An 8761-nucleotide genomic window follows, 5' to 3' on the forward strand; every position below is an offset into this window, starting at 1 on the left:
GGGTGGGGTGACGTCAAGCTGATGGCGGGCGTGGGCTGTGTGCTGGGGTTCCCGGCGGTGCTCGCGGCGGCGGCCTTCATCTCGTTGGTGGGAGCGCTCCAGGCGGTCGTCACGCTGCTATGGCAGGGCGCTGTCTGGGACACGCTGGCGGCGGTGGCCCGTCGCTGGGCGGTGCGGGCGAAATGGATGCGCGAGGAAACCTCGCCCTCGCCCGTGCGACACATCCCCTACGGCGTCTCCATCGCGCTCGGGACTTTCTGGGCCATGTGGTGGCAGCAACAACATCTGGGATAGCGCGCCGCCGTCAGCGCGCACGCACGCAAGAAGGGGATTCACACGATGTCCACTCGCTTCACGCACGCCGTAGCGCTTGGCGCCCTCGTCACCCTGGTGGCCAGTGCCCCCGCCCTGGCCCAGGAGGGCAGCACCGTCAGCCTCGGGGTGGGGACTCAGAAGGTGCTCACCATCCCCGGCCTGAGCCGCGTCGCGCTGGGCGACCCGTCCATCGCCGAGGTGAAGACGCTGGGCACCGGCCAGTTGCTCGTCACCGGCCAGACGGAAGGCAAGACGACGCTGCTCGTCTGGAAGTCCTCGGGTCAGCGCATCAGCTACCTGGTGACGGTCCGCAAGCAGGACCCCAACGAGGTCATCTCCGAAATCAAGCGCCTGCTGGGCGAAATCGAAGGTGTCTCCGTCCGCATGGTGGGTGACCGCATCTACCTGGACGGTCAGGCCTACACCACGCAGGACGCGGACCGCATCGAGCAGGTGGTGAGCCTCTATCCGAACGTGAAGTCGTTCGTGAAGATCGCCCCCAACGCCAAGAAGCTGGTCGCCCAGAACCTGAACGCGGCCTTCCAGAAGGCGGGCCTGAAGAACGTGCAGGCCAACGTGGTGGGCGCGACCATCTTCCTGGAGGGCTCCGTGGAGAGCCAGCAGGACCTGCAGAAGGCGGAGCTCATCACCAAGGCCATTGGCGAGAAGGTGGAGAACCTGCTCGTCGTCGGCATCAAGCGGATGATCCTCTCCGAGGTGCAGTTCGTCGAAATCCGCCGCAACAGCCGCGACCGCTACGGCATCAAGTACCCCACCGACATCACCGGCGGCCTCACCGGCACGTTGAACCTCACCAAGGCGCTCCTGCCGTCGGGTGACGCGGTCTCCGACCTCATCCTGGGCGCGACCGGTTCGTCGGAGCTGAGCATCGGCTTCCAGGCCAACGACGGTTACGGCCGCCTGCTGGCGCAGCCCAAGCTGGTGTGCGCGAGCGGTGAGAAGGCGGAGTTCCTCGCCGGTGGCGAGGTGCCCATCCCCCTCATCACCAACACGCAGTTCACGGTGGAGTACAAGCCGTACGGCGTCATCCTGAACATCCGCCCCACCGCGGACCGCAACGGCAACATCCAGACGGAAGTGGAGGCCGAGGCCTCCGAAATCGACACGTCCGTGTCGGTGTCCTTCGGTGGTTCGTCCGCCATCCCCGGCTTCCGCACCCGCAAGGTGAAGACGAACGTCACCGTGCGCCACGGTGAGACCATCGTGCTGTCGGGCGTGTTCAGCCACGACGAGCAGAAGGCCGTCGCGAAGCTGCCGGGCCTGGGCAACATCCCCATCGTGGGCGAACTGTTCAAGAACCGCGCGTTCGACTCCACCAAGCGCGAACTGGTGATCTTCGTCACCCCGCGCATCGTGAACCCGGACTCGGACAAGGTCCGCAGCATCATCGAGGACGTGAAGACCCGCTACAAGCAGGCCCGTTCCGAGGTGAACTTCAACATCTTCGACTGACGGGTGCGCCCCTCGGGCGCCCCGGAAGCGACCGCATCCGACCCCCGGGCCGGCCCCGCTCCCCTCCAAGAGGGGGGAGGGTGCCGGCCCGAGAGCTTGCGGGCAGGCGAGCGCGTGCGCAGGAGCCTTTGAGGACGCAGGAGGGCTTGGTAGCATCCCGACCCATGTTTCTCATCACCCTGGCGGAGAAGGGCGGCGGGACGGAGCAGCGGGAATACCCCAAGAACGAGATCACCATTGGCCGGCTTGCCGGCAATGACATCGTTCTGGCGAAGGGGAATGTCTCCAAGTACCACTCCCGCATCGTCGAGAAGGACGGACGCTTCATCATCGTGGACATGAAGTCCACGAACGGCACCTTCGTGAACGGCAAGAAGATTGCCGGGCCCATGGTGCTCAAGCCCACGGATCAGGTCTCCATCGGCGACTACATCCTCAACGTCGAAGCGCTGGAGGACGCGCCGCAGGACGACGCGCAGGGCGAAGAGGCGTACGACGAGGAGCAGGGCGAGGAGGCCTACGAGGAGGAAGAGGCCTACGAGGAGGAGGAGCCCTACGAGGAAGAGGAGGCTCCGGCTCCCGCCGCGCCCAGCCGCATGCCCGCGTCCATGGCCGCGGCCATGGCGAAGAACAGGAAGAAGGTGGACCCGAAGCTGGAGCGCTACTCGCGCCTCCAGAAGGAGATCCACGATCGGCTCATCGAGTACCTGGACCTGCGTCGCATGGACATGGACCGGCTCGGGGACGAGGAGCTGTGGCGCCGCACCGAGAAGGCCATCCGCGACATCATCGACCAGATGGAAGCGGACGGAGAGCTTCCCACGGACGTGGACCGCGAAGAACTGCTCACCGACGTCATCAACGAGGCGCTGGGCCTGGGGCCCCTCGAAGCGTTCCTCGCGTCGGAAGAGATCAGCGAGATCATGGTGAACCACGCCAACCAGATCTACATTGAGAAGCGGGGCAAGCTGACGCTGTCGGAGAAGACCTTCTCCTCCAACCAGGCGGTGCTCGGCGTCATCGAGCGCATCGTGGCGCCCATCGGCCGGCGCATCGACGAATCCAGCCCGCTGGTGGACGCGCGCCTCAAGGACGGCAGCCGCGTCAACGCCATCATCCCGCCGCTGGCCCTCAAGGGCCCCTGCATCACGATCCGCAAGTTCAAGAAGGACGCGCTGAAGATCCAGGATCTCATCAAGTACAAGACCGTCACCGCGCAGATGGCCGAGTTCCTGGAGATGTGCGTGACGGCGCGTCGCAACATCGTCATCTCCGGCGGCACCGGCTCCGGCAAGACGACGACGCTGAACATCATCAGCTCGTTCATCCCGGAGGGCGAGCGCATCATCACGGTGGAGGACGCCGCGGAGCTGCAGCTTCCGCAGGACCACTGGGTGCAGTTGGAGAGCCGCCCGCCCAACCTGGAAGGCAAGGGCGCCATCACCATCCGCGAGCTGGTGAAGAACTGCCTGCGCATGCGGCCCGACCGCATCGTCGTGGGCGAGTGCCGCTCCGGCGAGACGCTGGACATGCTCCAGGCGATGAACACCGGCCACGACGGTTCGCTCACCACGCTGCACGCGAACACGCCGCGTGACGCCATCGCGCGGCTGGAGACGATGGTGCTCATGTCCGGCATGGAGCTGCCGGTGAAGGCCATCCGCGAGCAGATCGCCAGCGCCGTGCACCTCATCGTGCAGCAGACGCGCTTCTCCGACGGCTCCCGGAAGATTTGCTACATCACGGAGGTATCCGGCATGGAGGTCGACATCGTGACCCTGCAGGACATCTTCTATTACAAGCAGGACGGCTTCACCGAAGACCACAAGGTGCGCGGGCGCTACGTGGCTTCGGGCTTCGTGCCGAAGTTCTATGACGAACTTCAGCGCAAGGGCCTTCCGGTGAACATGAGCATCTTCCGCGAGGACTGACGCGCCCATGGCAATCCTGGTCGTCCGTCACCCTGACGGCACTGAGCACGAGCACGAAATCGCTGGCGAGCTGAAGATCGGCCGCCAGCAGGGCAATGACCTCGTCCTCACGGAAGGGGGCGTGTCGCGGCAGCACGCGCGCGTCTACGTGGAGGGCGGCACCGTCTACGTCGAGGATGGCGGCAGCCAGAACGGCACCTTCATCGACGGACAGCGCATCGACGGCCCCACGGCGCTGATGCCCGGCTCCCAGGTGTTGCTGGGTGACTACGAGCTGAAGCTCAAGGGCGGCGCGAAGCGCTCCAGCGGACGCAAGGCCGCGGTGGACACCGCGGTGGACGAGGAGCCTCCGGCGCTCGCGGACGTGCCGGTGCGGGGCACGCGCGCGATGCCCAGCATCCGCGCCAAGGCCACGGCGAACGGGGCGCCGAAGCCTCCTGGCTCGGCGCTGGCGAAGCGGCCTTCGCGGGCCATGAGCGCGCCCGCGACGCCAGGGTCGGGCCCGGTGCTCAAGGGGATGACGGGGCCGTGGGCCGGCAAGTCCTACCCCATCAGCGGCATGGTGCTGGTGGGCCGGGCGCCTCCGGCGGTGGTGATGCTCGACGACGACTCGGTGAGCCGCAAGCACGCGGAGGTCGAGCGCGCGGGCAACGTCGTGCGGGCCCGCGACCTGGGCAGCGCCAACGGCACGCTGCTCAACGGCGAGCTGCTGGGGCAGGAGTTCGTCGACCTCCAGGCCGGTGACGTCCTCCAGTTCGGCGTGGTGGAGATGGCCTACGAGACGGCCGACACGCCCGCGCGGCGTCCGGGCGCGGGCATTCCGGCGCGGCGGGGCGGCCGGGGCGAACCCGAGGCCGCCAACGGCCGACGCAACCTGCTGGTGGTCGCCGGTGGCGCGATGGCGCTGCTGGCGGTGGTGGCCGTCGTGAAGGTGTCCGGCATCACGACCGCTCCGACGACGACGGCGGCCACCCAGACCGCGGCGTTGGATCCCGCGTCGGAGGTGCAGGAGCTGCTCAGCGAGTGTCGCTCCTACGCGTCCAACGAGATGGGGCAGCCGGACTGGAGCCGGGCCGAGGCGGCCTGTGAGAAGGCGCTCGACCAGGAACCCATCAACGCGGAGGCGAACACCCTCATCCGGCGCATCAAGCTGGAGAAGGAGGCCTTCGAGAACTTCGAGTTCGCGAAGAAGTCCGTGGAGCTCAACCGCGAGAAGGAAGCCCTCGTCGCGCTGCGCAAGATTCCGAAGGAGAGCGAGTACTTCCGCCGCGCCAAGGCGAAGGCGCGCGAGTCCGCGGACCGCTTCGTGTCGCGCGCGAAGGACGACTGCAAGCGCTACCTGGGCAACTCGCAGTGGAGCGCCGCCGTGCCCCGCTGCCAGGACTACATGGAAGTGTGGTGCCAGAAGCAGAACCGCGAGGACCTGTCGCCGCCGCTGGGACAGACGCTCCGCCTGGAGGGCGGCCTGCGCCGCAACGAGTGGCGCCCCAAGGACGCCATGTTCGTGAAGTTCCTGGTGGCCCGGAACAAGCTGGACCGCAATGCGGCGCCGTGGACGTGCCCGGTGTCGGACATCCTGGCGGCGGACGAGTCGGGGCCGGATCAGGCCAGCGAAGTGCGCGCCATGATGAACAGCCGCTACAGCGCGAAGCTGATGCAGGCGGCGATGATGGACTACTGGGCGGGCCGCGGCAGCGAAGCGCTGGCCACGTTGCAGAAGCTGCGCTCGAAGGTGGACTCGGCGCAGTACCACGCCCCGGCGGACGAGCTGATGCGGGACGTGTCCAACGTGGACCAGCTCTTCAAGACGGGCGAGAGCGCGCTGTCGCGGGAGGATCCCGAGAAAGCGGTGGCGCCCTTCAAGGAAGCGCTGGCGACGGACAAGCGCCTGATGGGGGAGCTTGCGGAGACGCACCTGTCGTTCTACCGGAAGAACATCTTCCAGGACATGGCGCAGGCGGCGTTCCTTCGCGGCAAGCACTTCGCGGATCGCGAGGACCGGCGCCGCGGCTGCCGCATCTGGAAGCTGGGCTTCGACTTCTACAAGGGCAACACGGACCTGAACCGCACGGTGGCCTTCTGCTCGACGCTGGCGCAGCAGGTGCTGAACGATGCGTCCGGCTGTTCGGACCTGGCCGCCGCGGAGGACTACGCGGTGCCGGGTGACGGCATCGCGGAGCTGGTGGCGGCGAAGAAGCAGGAGCTGAAGTGCCGGTGAGGGGCGTCGTGGACAGGGGGCTGGAGCCGCGCTAGGGACGGGGGATGGCCGACACCAGCCCCCCGCGCTCCGAGCGCCGCCTGGCCCTCTTCGACGCCTCTGGCTTCATCTTCCGCGCCTACCACGCCATCCCCCCGCTCACGACGAGTAAGGGGGTGCCCACCAACGCGGTGCTGGGCTTCACCCGCATGGTGCTCAAGGCCCTGCAGGACCTGAAGCCCACGCACGTGGCCCTGGCGTTCGACAAGTCGGGCCGCGTGGAGCGCCAGAAGATCGACCCGCAGTACAAGGCGAACCGCAAGGCGCCGCCGGAAGACCTGGTGCCGCAGTTCCCGCTCATTCGCAAGGTGGGCGACGTGCTCAACCTGGCCTCGCTGGACGCGGAGGGCTGGGAGGCGGACGACGTCATCGGCACGCTGGCGATGCAGGCCAAGGCCGAAGGCTTCGAGGTCCTCATCGTCACCAGCGACAAGGACTTCATGCAGATCGTCGACGAGGACATCACCCTCTTCGACCCCCAGAAGAACAAGCGCATGGGCATCGCGGACGTGCAGGAGAAGATGGGCATCCTGCCCCGGCAGGTGCGCGACTTCTTGGCCCTGGTGGGCGACGCGGTGGACAACGTCGCCAAGGTGCCGGGCGTGGGCGACAAGACGGCGGTGGAGCTGCTGCACCAGTTCGGCGACGTGGAGACGCTCCTGTCGCGGCTGGAGGAAGTGAAGAAGCCGAAGATCCGCGCCGCGCTGGAGTCCCACCGCGAGAGCCTGGCGCGCGCCAAGCAACTGGTGACGTTCAACACCACGCTGCCCCTGGGCGTGACGCTGGACGCGCTGGTGCGCAAGGCCCCGGACGGCACGCGCGCGAGGGATTTGTTCACGGAGCTGGAGTTCTTCGCCCTCCTGCGCGACCTGCCGGCGGAGGAGACGCCGCGTCCGGATGTGGCGCCGCTCGTCGCCACCACCTCACTGGTCACCACCGAGGTGGAGCTTCAGACGCTGGTGGAAGCGGCGCGCACGGCCGGGGCCATCACGCTCGTGCCCGCCTTCGAAGGCATGCCCTTCGCGGCGTCCCTCGTGGGCCTGGGCGTGGCGCTGCCGGATGGGACCACGCGCTACGTGCCCCTGCGGCACCAGCAGTTGGGCGCCTCCCAGGTGCCGGTGCCCGCGTTCGTGGCGGGGGTGAAGGACCTGCTCGCGGATGCCGGGGTGAAGAAGGGCGGGCATGATCTCAAGGCGCTCACGCTGGTGCTGGCCAACGAAGGCCTGACGCTGGAGGGCGCGTACGACGACGTAGAGCTCCTGAGCTACCTGCTCAATCCGTCGCGCCGCGAGCATGCGCTGGCGGACCTGGCGCGGGAGCGGCTGCGCTCGGAGCTGCCCGCGCTGCCGGCGTCGGTGGAGGGCAAGAAGGGCAGGGCGCTGTCGGACCACGGGCCGGAGGAGGTGGCCGCGGCGTACGCGGTGCGCGCGGACGCGGCGCGACGGCTGGCGCCGGAGCTGTGGAAGGAGCTGGAGCTGGGCGGGCTCGCGGAGCTGGCGCGCACGCTGGAGCTGCCGCTCTTGCCCATCCTGGCGCGCATGGAGCGCGAGGGCGTCAAGCTGGACGTGAAGGAGCTGGGGCGCATCTCCGAGCGCGTGGACGTGGAGGTGAAGACGAAGGAGGCCGAGTGCCACGCGGCCGCGGGCCACGTCTTCAACCTGGGCTCCAACCCGCAGTTGGCGCAGGTGCTCTACGAAGAGCAGAAGCTGCCCATCTTGAAGCGCGGCAAGACGGGCCCCTCCACGGATCAGGAAGTGCTGGAGAAGCTAGCGGAGGAGCACGGCAGCGTGCTCGCGCGGGCGCTCATCGAGTACCGGGGCCTGTCCAAGCTCAAGAGCACGTATCTGGACACGCTGCCGTCGCTCGTCGCGAAGGACGGGCGCATCCACACGACGTACCACCAGGCGGCCACCGCCACGGGCCGGCTGTCGTCGTCCGACCCCAACCTCCAGAACATCCCCATCCGCACCGAGGTGGGCCGGGAGATCCGCCGCGCCTTCGTGGCGGAGGCGGGCCACCAGTTGGTCAGCGCGGACTATTCGCAGGTGGAGCTGCGCCTCTTGGCCCACATCGCCGAGGACCCGGTGCTCATCCAGGCCTTCCTCGACGACGAGGACGTCCACAGCCGCACGGCGGCGGAGATCTTCGGCGTGGAGTCCAAGGACGTGGACCGCGAGCAGCGCCGCGTGGCGAAGACGGTGAACTTCGGCATCGCGTACGGCCTGTCCGCGCACGGCCTGTCCACGCGCCTGGGAATCTCCCAGGAGCGCGCCCGCGAAGTCATCGAGCGGTACTTCACCCGGTACGCGGGCATCCGCCAGTACCTGGAGGACACCGTGGAGAAGGCGCGCAAGGTGGGCTACGTGGAGACGCTCTACGGCCGCCGCCGGTTGATGGGTGACCTGCTCTCCAAGAACCGGGGCGTGGCCCAGGCCGCCGAGCGCGCCGCCATCAACATGCCGATTCAAGGCACCGCCGCGGACCTGATGAAGAAGGCGATGCTGGCGGTGGACGTGGCGCTGCGGCAGGAGAAGCTGAAGGCGCGCGTCCTGCTCCAGGTGCACGACGAACTGCTCATCGAAGCGCCGGATGCGGAAGTGGAGGCGGTGAAGGCGCTGGCCGTGCGGTGCATGGCTGCCGTCGCCGAACTGAAGGTGCCGCTCAAGGTGGACGTGGGCGCGGGCCGAAGCTGGGCGGACGCCCACTAGTCCGCGGACAAAAAAAGAGCGGGAGAAGCGCCCACCCCCGTAGGCGCCCTCCCGCGTCTCCAGGAGAGCGGAAGAAG

General features: G+C 68.0%; 5 protein-coding genes. All 5 read left to right on the forward strand.

Annotated features, from left to right (window positions below; all coding sequences use genetic code 11):
- The coding region (locus D7V88_RS35230) for an A24 family peptidase (RefSeq protein WP_504814778.1) at positions 1-294 on the forward strand (294 nt) is incomplete at its 5' end.
- A 45-nt stretch (positions 295-339) separates the two neighbouring features.
- Positions 340-1788, forward strand: a complete 1449-nt coding sequence (locus D7V88_RS35235; RefSeq protein ID WP_120544981.1) for a type II and III secretion system protein family protein — start codon at positions 340-342, stop codon at positions 1786-1788.
- Between the two features lie 164 nt (positions 1789-1952).
- Positions 1953-3719, forward strand: coding sequence for a TadA family conjugal transfer-associated ATPase (locus D7V88_RS35240; RefSeq protein WP_120544982.1), 1767 nt, complete (start codon positions 1953-1955; stop codon positions 3717-3719).
- 7 nt (positions 3720-3726) lie between these two features.
- Positions 3727-5937, forward strand: a complete 2211-nt coding sequence (locus tag D7V88_RS35245; protein ID WP_120544983.1) for an FHA domain-containing protein — start codon at positions 3727-3729, stop codon at positions 5935-5937.
- A gap of 44 nt (positions 5938-5981) precedes the next feature.
- Positions 5982-8684: a DNA polymerase I gene (polA, locus tag D7V88_RS35250; protein ID WP_120544984.1), complete on the forward strand. Its 2703-nt coding sequence runs from the start codon at positions 5982-5984 to the stop codon at positions 8682-8684.
- Positions 8685-8761 lie beyond the last annotated feature (77 nt).

Source organism: Corallococcus terminator (assembly GCF_003611635.1).
GTDB lineage: Bacteria > Myxococcota > Myxococcia > Myxococcales > Myxococcaceae > Corallococcus > Corallococcus terminator.

What these genes read in the sequence shown, in the direction of transcription:
- D7V88_RS35235 (WP_120544981.1), top strand. Translation starts at nt 340, where the DNA reads ATGTCCACTCGCTTCACGCACGCCGTAGCGCTTGGCGCCCTCGTCACC.
- D7V88_RS35240 (WP_120544982.1), top strand. Translation starts at nt 1,953, where the DNA reads ATGTTTCTCATCACCCTGGCGGAGAAGGGCGGCGGGACGGAGCAGCGG.
- D7V88_RS35245 (WP_120544983.1), top strand. Translation starts at nt 3,727, where the DNA reads ATGGCAATCCTGGTCGTCCGTCACCCTGACGGCACTGAGCACGAGCAC.
- polA (WP_120544984.1), top strand. Translation starts at nt 5,982, where the DNA reads ATGGCCGACACCAGCCCCCCGCGCTCCGAGCGCCGCCTGGCCCTCTTC.